Below are 22,948 nucleotides of genomic sequence, written 5' to 3'. Positions count from 1 at the left end.
AGAAACAACTTTAATGGACAATCAACAAACTTACTGTGGCTTTATTGCGATTGTTGGTCGTCCAAATGTCGGTAAATCGACCTTACTCAATAAAATCTTAGGGCAAAAAATTTCGATCACATCACGTAAAGCACAAACCACGCGGCATCGTATTGTAGGGATTCACACTGAGGGTGCATATCAAGCTGTTTATGTCGATACACCAGGCTTACATATTGAAGAAAAGCGAGCAATTAACCGCTTAATGAATCGTGCAGCAAGCAGTGCTATTGGTGATGTTGATTTAATTATTTTTGTTGTCGATGGGACGCATTGGAATGAAGATGATGAAATGGTGCTCAATAAACTCCGTGCTGCAAAAGCCCCTGTTGTATTAGCTATCAATAAAATTGACAACATCAAAAATAAAGAAGAAATGTTGCCGTTTATCACTGAACTCACTGCCAAATTCAATTTTGCTCATGTTGTACCTATTTCTGCAGAAAAAGGTAAAAACATTGATGAACTCGAAAAAATTGTACGTAATTCATTACGTGAAGGTGAACATCATTTCCCTGAAGAATATATTACAGATCGTTCACAACGTTTTATGGCTTCTGAAATTATTCGTGAAAAACTCATGCGTTTTACTGGAGATGAATTACCTTACTCTGTTACTGTCGAAATCGAACAATTTAAACTCAATGAACGTGGGACTTATGAAATCAATGGGTTGATTCTCGTTGAACGCGATGGTCAGAAAAAAATGGTGATTGGTAATAAGGGGCAAAAAATCAAACAAATTGGAACAGAAGCCCGAGCAGATATGGAACGCCTTTTTGACAATAAAGTACACTTAGAACTTTGGGTAAAAGTGAAATCTGGTTGGGCTGATGATGAACGAGCATTACGTAGTTTAGGCTACATGGACGAATAATCTTTTAAATACTTAAGAGAAAAATATTGCTATGCAATGAAAATGAATAAAAGCAGCTATAATAGCTGCTTTTTGTATATTTAAAGATTAGTTTTCTTTCACTCTCTTAATTAAAGCTCACTAATCAAATGCGTTCTACTTAATATTGGCTCTCTGTTTTAGGTAAATTGAATTATTATTGCTATCTACTCTATTGCCAATCCATCTATATACTCATACATAATTCCGCTTCTACATTACTAATGTGTTAAATCACTTTAAACTAACAATAAAAAAACTAGAGTCTTACTACAAGACTCTAGCTTTTCATTATTGTTTTAGAAAAATGTGATTAATTATTCAATTATCATTTTGCTCCTTTTCTAATAACATTTTGATAAATAGGTTCTTCTTGAGATTTCTTACCAACTTCTGCATAAATTGTCTCCTCACTAGAAGAAATGACTTGTTTTGTCTGCATTCCTGAAGCTGGGAATTGTAAATCCGCATAAACAGGTTCTGTGGTTGGTACTCGGCTAACCTGCTCTACAACCTTATCACTTCTGGTTTTCAGCTGTGATTCAGGAATAATTCCTTTATTCAATTGCTGTTTAGGTTTTTGTGGCTTAGCTAAAGTTTCAGGTGTTTTACCTTTTACCTTTGTAGCCACTTCCTCATATACCACTTCATCTGAAGCTCTATGTTTAGAACGAGCAGGTTTAGAAAATTGTAGATCTGCATAAGTCGGCTCTGTTGTTGGCACATGGCTAACTTGCTCTACAATTTTATCAGTTCTAGTTTTAAGTTGTGATTCTGAATAGAAGCCATCAACTTTATCTAATGCTGTTACTCTATTTTTATTCACCTGAGCGTAAATAGCATTTGGATCTGCTTGTGCTCTTGGTTTCGCCTGCTGCGCTGGCTTTCTTGCCGCTGTATTTGGCTGTTTTAAAGCAGACGCCTTATTTACAGTGGCCTCTGTTGGCACTTCTGGTAATGGTTTTGCTTTCTGAGCCGTTACAACGGGTACTTTTACATGATGCTTTTGGATATAGTCTTGTAATTCCGCTGATTTAAATGGATTTTCAATCACTTGATTGCCAATCACGAATCGAGTGGAAGACATCGTTGGATCCTGTTCATATAAAGCTCTTAGATTTTTTGCCTCCGTACTATTGTAATGCTTATCTTTAGGATTGAATGCTTTTTTAATATTTTCCATATTCACTTTCATATCCTTAGAGATACCACGATCCTTCGTCACAATTTTATCTAATGGGAAATAAAATGCATCTTTATCTGCGTTTCCACCTAGATGTTCGATTTTTGGACCTTGCACTTTTTCTTTTTGCTTAAATGCTTTAAACGGATTTGCAAATAGTTGCTTATTAAATGCGACATTTTGTTCCCCTGTAGATGGCTGCCCATTTACACTTGAAATATCCAACGTTTTTAATGGATTTTCAATAACATGATCCTTGATAGTAAATTTCAAGTTTGGATGATCTTTGTAATTTTCATACAAATATCTCAACTCTCTTGACGTCACAGAATCATAATGTGGATTATTCGGATCAAATACTTCTTTTAAACGATTTAAATCAATTTTAGTATTATTTCTGAAGTTTGGTGTATCCGTCGCAAGACCATCTAAAGCAAAATACAGCTGTCCACCACGTTCAAGGGTTTCTTTTGCAATTAATTTAGTTTTTTCTGCAAAAAAATCCATTCTTGCTTCATTAAGTGCATCCTGTGTTTTTTTGAATTCACGAATTGCACTATTTTCTGCTGTAGTGTAGTTTGCTGATTCTTGTAGTTCCTCCATATCAAATTTTTCATTCTTTCTTAATGCATTGTACATATCTTGTTCTTGATCACTCAATATTGCAATTCTCTTCAATGCATCTACCGCATTTTCATTCTTAATCAACTCTTTGATAATACGCTGATTATCTTCAATATTCGCATCATTGATACGATGTCTTGAATCATCTTTACGTGCAAATTTTGCGCCAGGATCATTAAATGAAGCAATATCTTGAATATCTTGTTCTGTGACATTACCTGATTTCACTTGTTTTGCAAAAGAGCTTAGTTGTGCAAATTCAAATCCCAGGTTCAGCTTACCAATATAACTATCAGCTAGAATAGCATTTTTCCCTTCAGCATCTGCGGCATTTGCTTTCGCGATCAACTCTTTTCTACCATGCTTCAATCCGTAAATCAACGCATTCTCACCTAAATCAACCTGTGCATTTCTTGGTGACTCTAAGTTATTGAGTTTATTTGGTAAGTGCTCAATAGTTTGAATCTCCTGTACCTTACCTGTATAGCCTCGTTCAACTAACTTACTTAACTGATTACTCAATTCATGACCAGAAGTAAACGCCTCTCTCTCTAACGGTTGTTTTTTATAATTAGAGAAACTCGAAGCATCTGAATCAATATAATACTTCTGATTCAAAGAGAGCAAATCTGCATCTGGTTTAATTGCATCAGCTATCTTACCGTATCTATTATTTGCAATTTGCGCCTGATCATGGTGTGTCAGTTCATGAACGATAGTATCCAAAATTTCTTTATTATTTTGTTTTTTCGTTCTAAATAAACTTGCCAATGGTGTTGCATTCATATGTACTTCGTCATTAGCATAATATCCCTGTTTTAGAGACAATGCACCATGTTGAGTATCAAGCTCTAAAGTTGCTTTTTTCCCATCAATACCGGTTACTTCCTTAAGCGATTCTCTTTTCGCACTTTCAACAATGTCAAACAATTTACGAATACCTGCTTCGTTGCCAGAAAGTTTTTGATTCATCAAATCATGGAATTCTTTGTTTGAATCTAATTTTTCTACAATCTTCTCATTAATTTGTTTTCTGGTATCTACATAACTTTCATCAAATGGGAGATTTTTCATAATTTTTCCCATACTCTGAACGTTTTTACCTTCAAATTCAGAGATGACACTTGGCATTACTACTTTTGCACCTGGTTTATGTTCTTGTCTTATCGCATGAATATCATCCATGCTTATGCCATTAACCAGCTCTTTGGTCGCTTTCAGCAAGTGCTCTTTTGGCAGATTTTTAGCTTCTTTTGCGATCAAAGCTAATTTTTTCTCTGCTTCTTTTGTGTTATCCACAGAACGTGCTTTTTGCTTAGCTTTCTCAAATTGCTCTTTCGCATCAGTCACTGGTTTTGGAATATAGTTAGTATTAGTTATCGCTGTAACAACATCATTTTGTGTAATATAACTTTCTCCACTCACCTGATCTCTTCTGATTTGCGTTGTGGTATCAGCCATATTATCTTGTGAATTTGACTGAGTTTTAGTTTTGAAATTCACATCTGAAACACCTGATACAGGCTCAACATTAGCACTATTATTGGTTGCTGCTTTTGTTGGTAACTCATAATTCACGACATTGAAAAAACGTTTTCCTTCATTTTTACCAGCATAACCACTCTTATTCCAAAACGCCTCTTTTAACCAAGTTTCAAATTTTTGACGGCTTGGGAAAGTCATTTCTCCGAAATTTGGATCAAAGAATACAACTTTTTGGCCTTGAATCGCAGCCGAAACTGTGTGAGAACCACCCTCAAGATTAATTGAAATTTTCTTCACACCCGACGTTTCATTACCTGTATCTAAAATCGCTTTTGTTAAGGCTGAAACATCATTTTTTGACACTGTTCCAGCGACTTCATCACGGCGACTTAAGTTACCCGATCTTTTCTCTTTTGGTACCACGCCCTGTTCTTGCAGCCAGCTATCTGTCAACTTAAACTGCTGTGTCGCACTACCACTATTGATAAATTCTGTTTGAAGTTTTTTAATCGAATCGATCGTTTCTTTCTTCAAATGTCCTTTTTGACCACCTTCATATAGGCTAGTCCAGAAGTTATCATCTTGAGGATCGACTTTTTTCGCAATCCAGTGAGCACAAGTAGATTCACAAACACCGTTTTGAGTTTCTAAATGTTTTACAATCTCTTTATATACTTCACCTTTAGATTGAGCGAATTTAAAGCTAACTTCACCACCATATTCTTCCACTGAAGAACGAACAGCATCAATTTTGTTTTTCACCTTCAATGGTTGGAACTGGTCTTGAACTTGTTTTAATACACCACGTGATTGCTCAACCAATTCTTTTTGTTGAATACGATCACTCACTGGCTTAGCTTTTGCTTGAGGTTGTGTAACATTTACATCATCAAACTCTACTGCTAGGCTTCTAAATTTAGGCTCTAAAACAACTTGTTTATCTGTAGCATCCGCTACCAAGTCAGTAGAACGTTTTGGTAATGCAGGTGCTTCATCTTCTACTTGAGTTTTTCTCAGTGTAGATTGTGCTGCTACAGCTTCGTCACCTCTCGCTTTTGCTCTAGCAAGTGCTTCTGGACTCTTATCAATCGTTGCATACAAACCATCATCCATTTTAATTCTATTTGATGGAATAGCTGTATCTTCCGCACTTCGTGCTTTTACACTGCCTGGTGACTGAATTTGAGGTATACCATCAATAATCTCGGCATAATCACTATTCACCGATTGACGAGCTTTAGAGCGTGGTTGTACTTGAGCTGCGCCATCCACGATTTCAGCATAGTCACTGTTACCGATAGTTCGAGATCTCAATTGAGATTCTCCTGCTACTTCAGGTTGCACAATTACACGAGTTCTCGCAACGCCATCTGCATCATTTTCTACAATGACTTTAACTTTTGGTTTTGGTGCAACTGGTGGTTTTTCCTTCGCTGGTGCTTTAGGTGTAACAGCGTTCACCTGATTCTCACTTTCTACAGAGGTATTTAGCTTCGGTTTTGGTAGTACTATTGGTTTTCCAGTTTTAGTTGTATTGTCAATAGTCGAAGTTAATTCACTTGGTCGTGCTGGCAAGGCTGGAGCAATATCCGTCTCTACCGTTGCTTTCACATTGGCATTCTTCGCTGCTGCTTCGTCACCACGCGCTTTCGCTTTTGCAAGTGCTTCAGGACGCTTATCTACTGTTGCATAGATTGGCTCTTCCACCGCTATCTTAGCTTTATCCGTTACAGTTTTACTGATTTCAGGTAATGGCTTCTTACTTAATTCAGTCAAAAACTCTTTTACCACTTCCGTACTTGTCGCTGACTTCGCTGACTTCAACGTCTGTGGAATAATCTGAGTCTCAAAATCTGAATTAAACTTAGTGAATGGTGGATAACCCGCATCTAATAACAGTTTATTTACAATCACTCGCGCCATACGACCATTACCTTCTGCAAATGGATGGTAAGCGATTAAACGTTGATACACTAAACCTGCAAGCACACTCGGCTCTACTCCTTGTTTTCTCGCTCGATTAATGAAATCAATAGTCTCAATTAACTGAATCTTCGACGCTTCTGGACTTGAAAACACCGCATTTTCTTTGGTTAATGTCTCTTTCTTGTAAAGTTGACGATCACTACCTTCATCTGGACGTAAACCATGATTTAGTTTTTCAACCATCTCTACTGTCAAGTCTTTACCTTGGCTACTCTTCAAGAATTCTTCAATCGCACCCTGCACTTCCTCTTTCAATTTCGGATTACGTTGAATAGTTTTTGATGTCTCCGCCAAAGCTTCTGTGATACTTTGTGTTTTGATTGTCACATCATCAATCACTTCACCTTTCGGTAAGGTTTTCACTAAACCTTGAATTGCTGAAAACTCTTCCGCTGATGGTTTAAAAGTCACTGCATCATTGATACGTTTCTCTACTTTACGTGCACCATCGGTCAAAATGTCATCAAACTCTGGTGAGTTACCCATTTGCTTGATTGTCGCTTCTGGAATAGATTTCTTCGCCGCTTCTCTTGCTTCATCTAAGAACTTCGTATTTTTCAACACATTTGTCTCAAATGCTTCATTACGTTGAGCTTCCAAAGCTAAAAGATTTTTCAGATTAATATTATCTTCTAAATCATCATAACGTGGTTTGGCTGCAACTTGCGCATCTTGCTCTTCGACTTTTGTTGCTTTCGATACTTTGCCTTTTGCTTGTTCTTTACTTGAACCACCAGTAAAGAAATCTTTCACTTTACTAAACCAAGATTTATCAGATTTCTCTGCCGTACCAGTTGCTTGTGCAATTTCAGCTGCTTGTGCCTTCTTACCTTGATTATTGCTATTGTTATTACTATTTGCTTCAGTAATTACAAGATTTTTCACCGACTCAGCATTATTTTCCTGCTGAGAACGAGGTGCTCTATTCACAATATTGTTACCAATCTGTGCATAATCGCCCTCTACTTCAAAAGTTGGACGCGTTTTCGCTAATGCATCATTTGGCAACTCAGGTAAGTCACGCTTAGCTTTTGAATTTGACTGCGTAGCAGCAGTTTCAACAATCTGTGCATAATCACCATCCGTGTTAATACGATTTTTCGCCACATTTTGTGTTGTTGGCGCATCTGGTAATGGACGATTCGCTTTCGGATTTGGTTTGGTATCAACCACTTCTGCATAATCACCATCAGTATTTACACGATTTCTCAATTCTGATTGCACTGCTACTTCATTTTCAGGACGAATAACTTTACCTGTATTTGTAGCTGAATGTGATTCAACTTCCACAGCTAAATTATCAGGACGTTTAGGTAATGTTGGAGGAACATCATCGTCCACTTTGGCTTTGTTAACTATATTTTGTGCGACAGCTTCGTCAGCTTTTGCATTTGCTCTTGCTCGCCCTTCAGCAGTTTTATCAAGAGTTGCATACACATTTTCTGCCACTGGCGCTTTAGCTTTATTTGTAGAGTTCGAACTTGGAATCTCCTCAGAAATCGACCGCACTTTTGGTTCAACTTGTACAGTCTCTTCTATAATAGAATGTCTTGAACGTGAACGTGGTTGTTCTACTTTTGGTTCAAAATCGCCTAATGGAATTGCTTCATAATCAGATTCCACTTTAATTGATTTTGATCTTGGCTGAGGTGTCACTACATCATTAATTTGAGAATAAATTCCATCATTTTCTACCACTACTTTCGCTCTTGTATTTGGTGCTTCTGGTAATACATCCTGTGGATTGCGAGCTCTCGGTGTGATATTCACACTCGCATATTGACCATCACTATCACTTACTGGCGCTTTTGCCTTAACCTCTGGTGTATTTGGTAGTGAGCGTTTTGCTCGAGAAGTACCAATATCCTCATAAATATGTTCAGCAAAATCGACATCGTTTCTTACACGACTTTGAGCATCTTTAGGTAAATCTGGCAATGGATCATTTGCACTTCTTGGTTTTAATGTGATCTCTGAATAAATACCATCGCTTGCTTCAGTTAAATTAGTACGTGATTTAGTTGTTGGCACTTCCGGTAATGAATCTTGCGCATTTCGTCTTGTTTTTGGCATAGATTCTGAATATTCAGGCGCATTATTCAAGTTACGACGAACGATATCTGAATGATTATCACCAACAGTATTATAAATACCCTCTACAGAATCAACTTGCTTAAATCCACGACCACCATTCGCACTCTTATCACCTAAGGTACTATAGGTGCCTTGACCTACTTCGGCATAGATATGCTCCTCATTGACTTTAGCTTTCGCTCGTGTGGTATCGGCAACACTATCACCAAGTTTGTTATAAGTACCTTCTGTGTCATTTGCTTTTCTTAGACCGCGACCACCATTCGCATTCTTATCACCTAAAGTACTGTAGGTGCCCTGACCAACTTCTGCATAAACATGTTCTTCGCCAGAGTCAACTGTCTTGGTTCGATTAGTACTCGCAGTTTGATTACTTGTAACCTCTGAAGTCGTTAAAGGAATCTCTTCATAAACACGTGTTTTTGTATTTGGTCCATCTACAGTTTCAGATGGTTTTGCTGAACGCGGTGTAGCCACTGTTGAGCTATATAATGGATTATCAACCATATCTTCGGTTTTTAAACTCCGTGTATTTGGTGCTGTAGTCACAGAGTCTGTATCACTTGTGTGTACTTTAGTTGTTGGTGCTTCAATACTGTCATAAATTGGATTTTTAACTGACACTGAATCGCTATCACTTTCAGAAAGACGTGATTTTGATAATGATACATTAGGCGTATCATCTGAAATGCCTTTATTTTTGTGAGAATCTATCTTGTCTTTCGCTTTCTTACCAAGTTCGACAATATCTGCAACTTCAAAACTAAATTGAGTACTTGCATAAGTATCATCGCGTGTTACGTTTTTCGCTTTGCCAAGATCGTCATTCACAATACCCGAAACTTTACTTTGCTCAACAGTTACTCCTGTTAAGGTAGATTGCTGTGTTGCATTGTAATGTTTCTGATCAGAACGTCCACCACGTACGTTAAATGCAGAAGTACCACGTTCGTTAATACCAACAGATAAACCAAATGATCCACCATCTTTATCATGACGATCATGGAGCTCCTTACTAGTTACTTCACCTGTTACTTTAAAGCCTCCACTTTTATCGTTATTGACGATGTAGCCTGCTTCAAGATTTAAATTATTTACGCTACCCGTAAGTTTATTTGCTTTAATTCCAGCTTGTTGATTGACAGTAGCACTATGCTCACTTTCATTCGTATAACCACCACCAATAATACCTGTTGGTGTTGCAATAGTAGCACTTGAAAGTGCGGCCCCAGCAGACACATTGTAATCAAAGCCATGGGTAGTTTTATCCAAAGTATCTTGTTTTGATACAATGTTAGTATTACCTTTCACACTTAAATCAACATTATTTGCTTCAATATTTGAATTTACTAAATTTAAATCCTTACCAGCATCTATTGTGATATTTTGCCCTTGCAATAAACTATTATTCTGCGTCTTAGCATGTTCAGAAGTGAAACTTTCATTGCCTTCAATAGAGGCAGAAACACCAGCAGTACATGTGCCAGTCATTGCACTACAACCTGCATTAGCACCAGCTGCTAATTTTTGTCTTGATAGCCTTTCAGTCGTATTACGTGTCTTCTCGCCAGCGAGAATATCAACATTTTCTTTAGCTTTTAAAGTGAGGTTAGTATCAGCATTACTTTGAATGTTTTTCAATTCAAGGCTACCATTACGCGCAGAAAGGGTCACATTACCACCAATTTTGGTTACAATATCTCCCGTTTCCTGTGTACTTTTTGTTTCTCTAGTATTTTCAACTGCTAATTTCGCTGAAGTACCCACTAAATCACCAGTCACTAAATTCAGTACATCACTGGCATGTTGTAACGCTACAGTACCATCTTGTTTCACACCATTTTGTACATCTCTAAACTCTTTCACCATATGGCTAACCATATCAGCAATAGCTGAGTGCGCTTCAGCTTCTGGACCAATTTTGAAAGTGTTCTTTGTAGATTCCAGAGTATATTCGTCTTTTTGTTTAGTAGATTTTATTTCTTTTGCAGATAATTCAAAGCCAGAAGTAGAAGGCGTTTTTGATTGCTCATCAAAATACGCTTTGCCTTTTTCTGACATTAAGTCGTTAATTTCTGCTTCAGACAAAGTATTAAACTTCGATTTTTCTTTATTGTTACTTGCTGTCGTAGACTGCTCTGCTGGTGTATTCGCAGTATTGGTGTTGTTGGCAACTGGATCAGTGCCCGCTTTCTCAGCTGTTCTTTGAGGCAATTTATTATTAATATCCACGCCTCCAATATCAGCATTGCCTAACACATGTAAAGTACCACTTTCAACCTGTAACTCACTGTTGTTATGCGTTAATAAAGTCTCACTTTGTTTTTTATAATTAAAAGATAAGCCAGCATCAGCGCCTACTCCTGTTTGAGTAGTTGGTACATCAACAGATGCTTTCCCACCATCTATGCTATTGTAATCTACACGAACGGAAGTACCACCTCCGCTAGCATGTGCTGAAGCATAGAAATGAGAAGAATATTCTTCACGTTCAGAATTCTTAACATTTTTACCTGCTTCAGTGTTGTAATTACCTTTAATCACACCACTAATGCGTTTCGCTTCAAGTTCACTACCTACTTGGTTAACATCTTTTTCCACTGCAACATGTAATTGATCAATAGAGACTTTTGAGCCAACAGAATTTGCTTGATGATGGCTTTCTGAATGACTTTTTGATGAAAAATTTAATGCGGAAGAAAGAAGCTCTACTGGATTAAGAATCGTTGCAAGAGGAGCATCTTTCAATTTTTTGCTAAAACTTGACTCATTAGAGAACTTAGCATCATAAGAATGTTTAGTCTGATAAGTGTCTTTCAGATTGAGTTCACCTGTTTTGACGAAGCCTGTTTTTGCTTTAATATCAGAAGCCTGGACATCCACTTTGGCATCTAGATCAGTTTCTAAGTGTAAATGTCCGTCGGTTTTGATTTTAGAACGTTGAACATCAACTCCTAACTCATTATTCGCAAAAGAACGTGAGAGGTTTTCAATTCCTTTACGACCAACTAAGCGGGTTTCTTCAGTACTGATGATACTGCCTTTGTTCTGGATTTTTTCGCTTGCCTCAACTTTAATTTTATCACCAGATAAGGTACCACTGTTGACTACATTTTCAGCTTTAATATTTAGCTCACTAGCATTAATCACTGCAGTTCCTAAGCCTTTTGCTTTCTCTGCATTAGCAAGAGTTTGTGGCGCAAAATATACTTGTGGTACAAAAACATCTTTACCATTTATTTTAGTTTTCACATACCAAACAATATCTTGCTTTAACTTCGCCTGCTGCTCTTTAGTTAATACTTCACCTACTTTCAAACCTAATTCTTTTGCTTCTGAAGTTGAGTTTTCCATTAACTTCTTCACTAACTCAACACCACTTGCTTTATATTTTTGTTCCAATTGATTATCGACTTTTTTCTCAATAGTACGAGTAATCAATTGATGTTCAAAATAGTTATCACCTAATACACTAACTTTAGTGTCTGGACTGTTCTGTATAGCATCAGTAGTGATATTATTAAAGAAATGATTTGCACCCACATATTCGTCTTGGTTAATGTATTTTAACTTAGTACGATATAACGGATCTGTTTCCACTTTTGGACGATTATCATCAACTGCTTTTAACAAGATTTTCTTAGATATATCTTCTTCTTGTCTAAATTGCTCTTTAGAAAGTTGTTTTTCCTCTTCAATACGTTCTTCTTCTACTTTTTTCTCTTCTGCTTTTTTGGCTTGTTCTTGTTTTCGTTTTTCTTCTGCAAGTCGTAGCTCTTCTTTTTTCCTAGCTTCTTTTTGTGCTATCTCAACCTCACGTTTTGCTTCTATTTCACGAATTAGCCTTTCCTTATTAACTTGATCAGCAAGTTCTTTTTCTTTTATGGACTTATCGATTTCTAAACGTTTTTCTTCCTCTTTATAATTCTCATTACGTTCTTTTTGTTCTTTCTCTTTTGCAATGCGAGCTTTTTCTAATAATTCTAAACGCTTCGCATTTCTCTCTTCTTTTCTCTTAGCAAATAACTCATGTAATTTATGCTGCAAGTCTCTAGGTAAACTTTCAAATCGTTCATTATTTTTACGACGATTATCATAGAATTTATCGTCATCAATATATTCGTCTTCACCAAGATCTGTTAAAAGTTCATCAAGCAAACGTCCATTATTAACAATTTCGTCAGGATCAAGATAATCAATTTCTTTTTTATCAATTAGATCTAGATCCTCTTTATTAATATCAATTCCCTGTTTTTCTAATTGAACACTATTATCAATAAATAAATTTGGATCTAAAATATCTGCTAAAGCAGAGAGATCTACTAAGCCTTGATCAAAGATTTCTTTACTACTAATCTCAGGACGAAATTCTACTTTTGGTAAAGTTAAAGCATGTTTTCCAATATTGATAGAACCATCAAATGTATCATACTGTGAATATTCACCATTCTGTAACGTAGTACCATTTGCTTCAAGTTTACCAGCAAGAATTTTTGCTTTTTCTTCTGGATAATAGATAAAGCTTGTAGGTTTCTCTTTAAACTCTTTCCAACGCTTGGACATGTCATCATATGATAGTCTATGCCATTCTGCTCCAAAAACTTGTGCCATACTTTTTTGGAACATTGGTGAATGTTTTACATGGCTAAGTAATTTATAAGCACTGAAGTTTTCTGCAGAATAAATGCCTGATTTTGTAATTGGTGACGGACCAAACAATGCATCTAAAAAAGATTCTAAGGATTCAAATTTACGATGTGCTTGACCTGATAGCGGGGTCAAAATAAAGCGTGCAGATGGTTTATAATAGATATTAATATTAGCTTTGTTTTTAAATACGCCTTCTAATGCATTTTGCTCAAAATATTTCATCTGATTAATGAGTTGTGCTGCATCTGATTTAAATGTACCTTTGATATTAATCAGACCATGATTAACTAATTTTGACGCTGTTTCTTTACTATTTACAGGATTGTCTTTTAATACCTTAGCTTTAAACTCAAAATCACTATCGGAACGAATCGAACCCATTTTATCAATAGTAACTGTGCTCTTGTCTAATTCTTGTATATCTAAATTCAATTGGTAGTAATTATTATGCCAACCATGTCGTGCGATTTCACTTAACTCATAACGACGACTAGTAGAAAGCTCTTTAAAATCCACTTTCCCTGAAAGTTTTACATCATTAATTAGTTCATTAGCATTAACCATTAACTTATTCTTAGAAAAAATACTACCTAAGTTATATACTGTACGATCTGCATCTAGAATTATTTCACCTTCTGAATGCAATAATGCATCTGCTTGGTTAATAATATTACCATTACGACTATCTTTTGTGCTTGCCGTTAACTTAAGAGATTTAGCGGCACCTAACACTCCATCAATATTGTAAATATTCCCTTGCTCTGCAGTAATATTAAGAGCCTGCGCACTTGCTAAAGTACCATGATTGATAAAGCTCTCTTTTGTTTTGATAGTAACATTAGAACTTAATTGAATATTTTGCGTTTTGTCGATTTCAACATTAGCAGCATTAATAGTCAGATTATTTTTAGCCTTAATAAACTTATTATCTTTAGTTATAAAACTAGTATTATCTTTAAATGTTAGTTCAGCATCACCACTGCTCTCAATTGCCCCTTTATTGATAAAACTTGTTTTTAGGCTCGCCTCTTCCTTAAGTGATGCATTTGCATGACGATTTTCTTCAAATACTGAAAATTGTTTACCTTTCGTTTGAATTTTTAGTTTTTCTTCTGAATGGATTTCTTTATTATTAACAAGATTATTAGCGTCAATGTCAACATCACGTCCATAAATACGCCCTTCATTTTTCAATGTATCGGTTTTTACATCGATCTCTGGGGCTATAAGTTTTGCATTTTCTTCAACAATTAATGATTTACTTGAATCAATATTCGTTTTTTTCGCGCTAACTTTGGCTTCTTTTCTTAATGTTGTTTCTTGTGCTTTAACATCAATTTCATTAGCTTTAATTTCACTGCCAATAATAGTACGTTTACTATTTTTAACTTTAAATTTACCTTTCGCGTGGATCTTTCTATCCTCGTCTATTAAAGTATTTTGCTGTGTATTACCTAGTTCTAAATCACCATCATGTATTTCAATATGTACATCTTTCTCAGATAAAATCAGCCCATCATGTTTAACACCAGCACCTTTATCTGTAACCACTAAATTAATACTCGCTCCATGCATTGCTCCTGTACTTGCACCAGTAATAGCAATTCCATCTGAGTGATCTTCACCTTTAGAGTCCTCTTTTAATTTATGAGTACTTAAATCATATTCACTTTTACCTGCAATAAAATTGATATGTGTAATAGAAGGACCATTCTTATTTTTATTTGCTACTACATTTTTTTGCTCAATTTTCTTAGCAATTATATCTAAATATTGCAAGCCATCCGTAGCAAAACCGTCTACATCAATAGTGACTGTTCCTTTATTTATCTTCAAAACAGGATTTGAAGGATTTATAGTTTCACTAGTAGTTGCAACAAATCGATCTGCATTAATAGTCTGTACACCATTTAAAGTAATTCCATTTGGATTCGCAATTACTAAATCCGCTTTTTGTCCTAATATTTCTAATGCACCTTCAATTTTACTAATATCACTACCTTTAACCTGATTCAAAATCACTTTAGCTTGAGCATCAGCCAAATTTTTATTACCAGGAACATAACCAACTAATTGAGATTTTTTCTCACTCTTACTGTTATTAAAAACTCCACCATTAGAAATATTAAATTTTTCAAAACGATTATCTGAAATACCTTTATCATTAGGTTTAGCAATATCAATTACAATTACTTTATTTTCTGTTTGATATAACTTCGTTTTATTCTCTCCAGTATTATCTGAAGAAAGCTTAATGTTTGTATTTTCACCATTATTAATCTGAGTTAACTGTACTTTTGAATTAATATCTGTGCTTTGTTCCTGTGCAATAGTCGGTACTGATACCACAGTCAACAACAAAATCGAAAACTGTTTCCAATTAAGTTGCATCATAGAGGAAACTGGATTTAATGTTGTTTTTATTAATAATGAAACAGGCGATAAGGCATGTCCTTCTAAGAGAGGAGGTTCTTCAGATTCTGATGATTCAGATTCAGAAACCGAATCCGACGAACCATTACCCATAGCTGATTTAATACATTCAGCAACAGGCACAAGACAAGATTTAGATTTACTAAAAATAAGTTTGTAACGATTTTTATTCATACTAAGTTATTCCTTCAACTTAAAATATTACTTATTAAAAAGAAACTGAACCACTAAAGTAATAGGCAGGTTTTTTATGACGAACTTCAACATGCCCTACCCCATTAATTGGTTTTGCGTACGTAAATGAAAGTGACAACAAGCTCATTTGCGCTTTCACGCCCAGTGCAACACCTGCAAGCGTATCGGTTTTATGAGTTTGTTTTACATGTACCTTACCAATATCAATCCCTACAAAAGGCGAAATTTGAGTAAGATACGCTTTTTGTGGATAGAAAGGTAAGGTCATTGTTTGAGAAAGATAAGCACCGCTATCTCCTGATGCAGCACCTCCTTTGAAGCCTCTTACTGTATATTCATCACCAATAGAGAATTGATTTTCAGAGTATAAACTGTCAAAACCATATTGTGCTCCAATACGCAGTTGGTAATTCATTGCACGTTCAAACACTGCCATTTGACGGTTCCAGTTGATACTTCCTGACAATAATCTTAATGTTTTTTCACGATTAGAGTCATAAGCTGATCTATTGGCATTAAACCATCTTAATCCATTAGCATAAGATAAGTCGGTATACAGTTTTCCGTAGCCTAAGTTGGTAACATAAGAAATACCCAGATTCAGCTTGTTATTATGGTAATTACCAATAAGAATATCGGAAAAATAACTGATACGTTTCTTAAATTCAACTTCGCTATAGATTGTTAAGATAGTATCTTTATTACGTAATAACACATTAGATAATTTAATTGCTGCGGTTTGTGTTTTTCCTTCCGAGAAGTAAGTACCAATACCTTGTAACGCTTTTTTATATGCTGATTCAGATACTTTTAATTCTAAGGTGAAAAATGAAAATGGTTGGGTATAGCTTAAAGAATAGTTACGTTGTTGATTAAGGCGGCTCTGATCATAAAGCCGGTAACCTGTTGAAAAATTCCAACGATCATTAGTCCCAAGTAAATCACTCCAAGATACATTTGTTGTCACTTGGTTACGACCATTCGCATTACTCTCTGTTCCTGAATTATTAAACCCGAAAGTTAAATCTGGATAAAGAGAACGTTGCCTTTCTATATTTAAATTTGAAATACCTTTTTCTTCACTTGCGACAACATTTACTTTCGCAGTTTTATTGGTAGTATTTAAGATTTCAATCATTTGATCGATATCATGAATTTTTAAGACTTTTCCTTGCATATTAGGCAATACGGATACCATTGCTTTATCCCTAACGCCCATCGCTTTTTCATTTTCAACAAGAATCTCATTGACTTTTCCCCAAAGCACAATGAATTCAAGATCACCATTTTGTATTTTGGCGTTTTTCAAGCCAATTGCACTTGTCACATAACCCGAACGATATAATACTTCAGTGAGATCTTTAACTAATTGAAAAACCACTTTAGTTGAAAGTGGTTGATTTTGATAAACTTGAATCACGTCATCAAAATTAAGTGATACTTTCTCACCAGTAAGATCAATTGATATGCTAGTAATTTTATATTTACTTGTCCCTGTTCCCTCAGGTAAAGAGAAACTTTTTTCCTCAATAGCTTGTTTATCTTCTAAAAACTGTTGTGCTTTTTTGAAATTTTCATCGACATTTTCAAATTGCTGTTTGTTTTTTAAACGCAATAATTCTTGTGTTAAGGGATTTTGCTCGTTGGTATGAGCAGTTGTTGAATGAATCAGCAGGAAAGCTGTTGAACAGCCTATAAAGAAAGGGTTCAATTTCCTATATTGATATCTTCTCATAAAATCTCCATATTTTAACGAAGGGCGAAATTCTACTACAAAAATGTAAAATATATCAAAACGAACTGGTCATACCAAGATAAAATGAATAAAAATAAAACAACATCACTAAATAAGAATAAAAAATAAACAAATTTATTTTTAAAAGAATTTAATTATCATTTTACAGTAACCCTTTGAATTTATATGAGATATATATTTTTATATCAAGATTAGAAATAATTCATTGAGCTGAATCAAATAAATCATACTGTTTAAAATCATTATATAAAAATAATGACTTTAAATAAAAAACAATGCTATTTATATAAACAATGAAAAATTAAAAAATAATGTATTTTTGTATCATCTGAGCAAATAATACACTTTGTTCAAGATGTGCATTATGTCCTGCATTTTTGATCAGTATTAATTTAAGCTGAGCTTCTAAAGCTAATTGTTTAAACTTTTGATCTTGCTCACCACAGAAATAATGAATAGGTAAATTGGTTAAGTGAAGTGATTGACGAAAATCAGGTTGTTTAGCGAGGCTAGTGGCGAGCAACATATGCGCGATATTTTCTCCACAATGTTCTGCTCGCGTTTCAATCAATGCTAAACGTTCTTTTTCAGTTAAATGTGCGAAAACAGGCTGTCGGTACCAATCATTTAAAACTATATGCGCTGGTTGAGTACAAAAACGTGCTGCCCAAGCTTGGTCATGTTGCCAGCGACATTGTTTTTCTTGTTCAGTCACTAAACCTAAATTGGCACCTTCTAAAATAAGTCCTCGCAACTGACCTTTCGGCTTGGCATAATGCAGCGCATAATACAATGCGATACGTCCACCTAATGAGTAACCAACTAAGTAATATGGCTTATCAGCAAGTTGTGTTTGGATTTGTGAGGCAAGATAATCACAAGTCTGTGTAAAATCAGTCACAACCTGCTGTTTTGCAGTGCCATGAAATGGTAAATCAAGCGCCAAGCAAGAAAAGTGCGGTAAGTTTTCAATGACTTTTTGCCAGTCTTCTTTACTCCCAAGTAAGCCGTGTAAAAAAACCAGTGTAGGCATTGTTGCTCCTTATAAAAAATGCTCGCTGAATGCGAGCATTTACTTTCACAATGGCTTAATCACCAATGACTGCATAACTAATTTGTTCAATTAAACGTTTATAAATATTACTACCATCACTTGCTCCCACTTTAATTTCAATTAAGGTGGTTTCACGGCGTGAATAAGCCATTTTTAATACTGAACCTAAATCAGCCCAAGTGTATGGGCGTGCATATTTTAAGTCAAAAGTTTGCGCTAATTGTGAAAATTCTAAGTGGTGTGGCATACGGTAATATTTATCTTTCACTTCAGTATCGACAGGTAACATATCAAAAATTGCGCCACCATTATTATTGATCACAAAAATGATCGTTGGCTGAGTCACTTTTTTAAACAATGCCAGCGAATTAATATCATATAACGCCGATAAATCACCAATCATCGCAACTACTGGTTGATTTGCAGCAATGCCAATACCTGCTGCTGTTGCTAATAAGCCATCAATACCACTAGCACCACGGTTGGTATAAATTGGATAACCTTCAGGCAATTTAGCTAAGGCATCAACTAAACGAACAAATAAGCTATTACCTAAAAATAAAATACCATTGTTAGGTAAAATGCGGTCTAAATGATGCGCTAAAGAAGCTTCATTTAGATTTCCTCCTACTTGTTTTTCAATAAAACTGGCACAGAATTTAGAAAGTGCCAAAGGTTCTAGTAACCAAGGTTTTTGGCGTAATGGCGGATGCGCTCGTAACCAATGATGAACTTTTGCATTAAAACGTGTATGCGCATGGTGGATAGGATCAACTAGACGCTCACTGTGTTCTACAATCCAATATTCACTCTTGAACTCAGCTAAAAATTGGTTAATACGTTTACTGATAAAACCAGAACCAAACTGAATCGCGATGTCAGCTTGTAACAATTTTTGCTTCACTGTTTGATTTGCAAGCCAAATATCAGCATAAGGCAAGCTCGCTTCCACACTGGATTGAATATCAGTTAATGCAATCCAGCCCATTGTACTTGCCCAAGCCATAATCCCCATAGTTTGTTCAGTGGGCAAGCGACCAACCACAATAACGCCACGCATTGTACGCCAATGATCCCAATTCGCATGCATTAATACTTCTTTTTGGTCTGATTGCTGTACAATCCAAGGTTTTTGCTGAGTTAGCCAACGATGAATATTTTCTAGCCATGGATGGCTATCCACAGCATCATTGCTAGCCTCATACAAAGGTTCCGCAAAAGGCACATTAATATGAATAACACCAGTTTGATGTTTTTGTTGATAACAAGCTTGATCTAAAGTTGAGATCAACCAATGTGCAGAATAGTCTTGGCTTGGTTTGGGTAAATTAATAGCGGCAACTGGATAATCCGCAAACATATTTTGCTGCAAGATAGCCTGATTTGCGCCACATTCAAGTAACTCAAGCGGGCGATCCGCAGTTAAAATAACCAAATTGATACCCGTTTGGCGAGCTTCAATAATTGCAGGGTATAAATTTGCCGCCGCAGTCCCCGACGTCACAATCACGGCAACGGGTTTTTTACTTGCTTTAGCGAGTCCTAAAGCAAAAAAGCCTAAGCCACGTTCATCAAAATGAGTATGACAAGTCACACGTTGACTTTCTTGTAAACGCACAGCTTCTAAAGTTAAAGGGGTTGAACGAGAACCAGGGGCAATACAAAAATGCGATACCCCTTGGCGTACAAGGGTCTCTAAAATCACTTTTGACCAACAACGATTAAATACGCTTATTGACATAATTGTTCCCTATTTATAATTGATTCTGTTGCAATAATGAAACTAAGCCTGCAGCTTTATGCTCAATTTCTCTCCATTCTAACAGTGGTACTGAGCCTTCAACAATCCCCGCACCAGCAAAAACACATAATTGGCTATAGTTTTCTACTTGTTCAATAAAAGCAGAACGAATTGTGACACAGAAATCCGCCTGTGAGGCATTCATAAATCCAAGTGTCCCTGCATACCAAGTGCGGTCGAAATTTTCTAAATTTCGTAATACTTGCTTTGCTTCCAGTTGTGGTAAACCTGCTACTGCCGCAGTAGGGTGAATGGCTAAAAGTACATCTTTATCGCCACACCCTGCTTTTAGTTCAGCTGAGATCTTACGTCTTAAATGTTGTACTTTACGCAACTTTTTTAGTTCGACACCCTCAACCACAATTTGTTGTACAAAGGGTTGTAAATTTTGACAAATCCCTTCTACAACCAACTGATTTTCATATTCATTTTTCTTATCGTGCAATAACCAATCACTTTGCTGTTGATTCTGTTCCACATCATCTCCCATAAAAGCAGTGCCAGCAAGTGCTTCGGTTTTGAGACATAATCCTTGACGACGATACAGCAGCTCTGGGCTTGAACCAATAAAAGCACGCTTTTCACTTTCAGCGAATAAAAAGTGGTAACAACCTAAATTGTATTTTTCACTTTCTGCCAAAAAATCATTTGGATTAAGTAATTCAGAGGTTTTAAAACAACTTTCATTAGCCAATACAATTTTACTCACTTCACCTTGCTGAATTTTTTGTAAACCTAATTCAACCCAATGACACCACTCTATTTGATTTGCTTTTTGTGCGACTAAGTGAATTTGCTGTTGAACAGGTTGAAGTGCGGTCTGTTTTGTAAAAGTTTCTAAACAACGAATGGCAAGCCGTTTATCTTGAATAAAATCTTGAGTATCAATAAATAAAGTAACCGTTAAACCTGTTGGCGTTTGTTGCAATAAAAGGCGAGGTAATACAAATAAGGTTTCGCCATAAAACTGTAAGCCACCAATTAATGATAAATCATAGGTTTGCACAAATTGTTCAGCTAACGCCACATCAGAAAATGAGCGAACTTTCCCAACAGATGCCCAAGTTGAAGAACCATCGCGAATATTCAGATAAAATTGGGGATAACTTTGTTGCGATTTCAACCAAGACAACAAACAAAGAGGCGTTGTCGAGTGAATTTGGAAAACTGCGATCTCTTGATTTTCACGCGGCTGATAAGCATTAATTAGAGTAATTAACTGTGCTTTAATTGTTTGCAAATTATCCATGTTGAAAAAGCATTGTTTTTAGCAAAAAAATAAGTTAAAAATAAACGCTAATTCTACCGCACTTTAATAGAAAGTTTTACAAAATCTTTTCTCCTTACACAAATAAGCGTAAAGTGTCGTTATTTTAAACTAACTTTATTCCTACAGCGCAAACATAAGGTCAATCCCATGGTGCATTTTCCTAAATCAGATAAATTAGAACACGTTTGTTACGATATTCGTGGACCAGTGCATAAAGAAGCTCTTCGTCTTGAAGAAGAAGGGCATAAAATTTTAAAACTTAATATTGGTAACCCCGCGCCATTTGGATTTGAAGCACCTGATGAAGTTTTAGTTGATGTGATTCGCAATCTTCCAACTGCGCAAGGCTATTGTGACTCTAAAGGCTTATATTCAGCACGTAAAGCTATTGTGCAATACTATCAATCGAAAGGTATTCATGGTGCAACAGTCAATGATGTGTATATTGGCAATGGCGTTTCCGAACTGATCACAATGTCATTACAAGCATTATTAAATGATGGTGATGAAGTGCTCATTCCAATGCCTGACTATCCACTTTGGACCGCTGCGGCAACACTTTCTGGTGGTAAAGCTGTACATTATTTATGTGATGAAGAAGCTAATTGGTTCCCTGATATTGCTGATATTAAAAGCAAAATTACACATCGTACTAAAGCCATTGTGATTATTAATCCTAACAATCCAACAGGTGCGGTTTACAGTAAAGCATTATTGTTAGATATTATTGAAGTGGCACGTCAGCATAACTTAATCATTTTTGCAGATGAAATTTACGATAAGATTTTGTATGACGATGCCATACACCATCATGTAGCAGCCCTCGCGCCTGATTTATTAACTGTGACATTCAACGGTTTATCAAAAGCTTATCGGGTAGCAGGTTTCCGTCAAGGCTGGATGATTTTAAATGGTCCTAAAAAAGCAGCAGCGGGTTATATTGAAGGTTTAGATATGCTTGCTTCTATGCGTTTATGTGCCAATGTTCCAATGCAACATGCGATCCAAACTGCGCTTGGTGGTTATCAAAGTATTAATGAATTTATTTTACCGGGTGGGCGTTTATTAGAACAACGCAATAAAGCTTATGAACTAGTCAATCAAATTCCAGGCATAAGTTGTGTGAAACCACAAGGTGCACTTTATATGTTCCCTAAAATTGATATTAAGAAATTTAATATCTATGATGATGAAAAAATGGTGTTTGATTTATTAACTCAAGAAAAAGTATTACTCGTGCACGGACGTGGTTTCAACTGGCATTCTCCTGACCATTTCCGTATTGTTACTTTACCTTATGTTCATCAAATTGAAGAAGCATTAAGTAAATTGGCACGTTTCTTAGGAACTTATCGTCAGTAAAAAACAAGAATAATCTTGTTCGCTGCCAATCTTGATAGTTAGTTAGGGACTCACTTTGATGAAAACGAGTCCTTTTCTATGCATATAAATAATAAAAGAAATAATTATTTGTTATTTTACT

General features: G+C 35.8%; 7 protein-coding genes. 2 read left to right on the top strand and 5 right to left on the bottom strand.

The features are described 5' to 3' along the window. Positions 1-13: 13 nt before the first annotated feature. Positions 14-916 carry a GTPase Era gene (gene era, locus ACFSAV_RS10845; RefSeq protein WP_379099720.1) on the top strand — a complete coding sequence of 301 codons (903 nt, stop codon included), beginning with the start codon at positions 14-16 and terminating at the stop codon, positions 914-916. Positions 917-1,262: 346 nt separating this feature from the next. Here the strand turns inward: era and ACFSAV_RS10840 are convergent, their stop codons facing one another. From ACFSAV_RS10840 to ACFSAV_RS10820, 5 genes are all read right to left on the bottom strand, one after another. Continuing rightward, positions 1,263-15,563 (bottom strand): YopT-type cysteine protease domain-containing protein, encoded by a 14,301-nt coding sequence (locus ACFSAV_RS10840; RefSeq protein ID WP_379099548.1) that lies wholly within the window; start codon positions 15,561-15,563, stop codon positions 1,263-1,265. A 34-nt stretch (positions 15,564-15,597) separates the two neighbouring features. Continuing rightward, positions 15,598-17,319 (bottom strand): ShlB/FhaC/HecB family hemolysin secretion/activation protein, encoded by a 1,722-nt coding sequence (locus ACFSAV_RS10835; RefSeq protein WP_379099545.1) that lies wholly within the window; start codon positions 17,317-17,319, stop codon positions 15,598-15,600. Between the two features lie 322 nt (positions 17,320-17,641). After that, complete coding sequence (gene menH, locus ACFSAV_RS10830; protein WP_379099542.1) at positions 17,642-18,373, bottom strand: 2-succinyl-6-hydroxy-2,4-cyclohexadiene-1-carboxylate synthase; 732 nt, start codon at positions 18,371-18,373, stop codon at positions 17,642-17,644. A gap of 55 nt (positions 18,374-18,428) precedes the next feature. Continuing rightward, complete coding sequence (gene menD, locus ACFSAV_RS10825) at positions 18,429-20,135, bottom strand: 2-succinyl-5-enolpyruvyl-6-hydroxy-3-cyclohexene-1-carboxylic-acid synthase (RefSeq protein WP_379099539.1); 1,707 nt, start codon at positions 20,133-20,135, stop codon at positions 18,429-18,431. 13 nt (positions 20,136-20,148) lie between these two features. Beyond that, positions 20,149-21,444: an isochorismate synthase gene (locus tag ACFSAV_RS10820; RefSeq protein WP_379099536.1), complete on the bottom strand. Its 1,296-nt coding sequence runs from the start codon at positions 21,442-21,444 to the stop codon at positions 20,149-20,151. 168 nt (positions 21,445-21,612) lie between these two features. On the opposite strand from ACFSAV_RS10820, the gene ACFSAV_RS10815 reads away from it, so the two are divergent. Beyond that, positions 21,613-22,827, top strand: coding sequence for a pyridoxal phosphate-dependent aminotransferase (locus ACFSAV_RS10815; RefSeq protein WP_101775377.1), 1,215 nt, complete (start codon positions 21,613-21,615; stop codon positions 22,825-22,827). Positions 22,828-22,948 lie beyond the last annotated feature (121 nt).

Source organism: Pasteurella oralis, from assembly GCF_042681465.1.
In the GTDB taxonomy this organism is placed as follows: domain Bacteria; phylum Pseudomonadota; class Gammaproteobacteria; order Enterobacterales; family Pasteurellaceae; genus Pasteurella; species Pasteurella oralis.
The sequence above is the reverse complement of the archived record's forward strand: the minus strand, read 5'-3'. Positions and strand labels throughout refer to the sequence as shown.

Bases quoted from the DNA above. Each gene is read 5' to 3' on its own strand.
- era (WP_379099720.1), top strand. From the start codon at position 14: ATGGACAATCAACAAACTTACTGTGGCTTTATTGCGATTGTTGGTCGT.
- ACFSAV_RS10840 (WP_379099548.1), bottom strand. From the start codon at position 15,563: ATGAATAAAAATCGTTACAAACTTATTTTTAGTAAATCTAAATCTTGT.
- ACFSAV_RS10835 (WP_379099545.1), bottom strand. From the start codon at position 17,319: ATGAGAAGATATCAATATAGGAAATTGAACCCTTTCTTTATAGGCTGT.
- menH (WP_379099542.1), bottom strand. From the start codon at position 18,373: ATGCCTACACTGGTTTTTTTACACGGCTTACTTGGGAGTAAAGAAGAC.
- menD (WP_379099539.1), bottom strand. From the start codon at position 20,135: ATGTCAATAAGCGTATTTAATCGTTGTTGGTCAAAAGTGATTTTAGAG.
- ACFSAV_RS10820 (WP_379099536.1), bottom strand. From the start codon at position 21,444: ATGGATAATTTGCAAACAATTAAAGCACAGTTAATTACTCTAATTAAT.
- ACFSAV_RS10815 (WP_101775377.1), top strand. From the start codon at position 21,613: ATGGTGCATTTTCCTAAATCAGATAAATTAGAACACGTTTGTTACGAT.